The sequence below is a fragment of the Burkholderia sp. 9777_1386 genome (assembly GCF_015712265.1).
GTDB lineage: Bacteria > Pseudomonadota > Gammaproteobacteria > Burkholderiales > Burkholderiaceae > Burkholderia > Burkholderia cenocepacia.
The window spans coordinates 1-252 of record NZ_JACCQB010000170.1 but is presented as its reverse complement, the minus strand read 5'-3'; the positions used below and the strand labels follow the sequence as shown (position 1 = coordinate 252).

Here is a 252-nt window from a genome sequence, read left to right as displayed (position 1 = left end):
AGATCGTCGCTTACCAAATGGACGAGCGCCCGAGCTTCGAGTTGGTCAGCAACATGTTGAAAAAGGCGTTGGTCAAGCTTGATGACGAGGAGCAACCGTTACTGCATTCGGATCAAGGCTGGCAGGGTGGATTCAACCGGTCGTCGCAACACCTTAATCCAGGAGGTGTTTCATGGGTCGTCCATCGAAGTGGATGCAACAGTTGACGGGGCGAGGAGCAATGCGCTCGCCAGGTGCACCATCGCTTCGGCA

General features: G+C 55.6%; 1 pseudogene. It reads left to right on the top strand.

The features are described from left to right. Positions 1-206, top strand: a pseudogene (locus tag H0X91_RS35195) (IS3 family transposase); the annotation flags it as partial. Positions 207-252 lie beyond the last annotated feature (46 nt).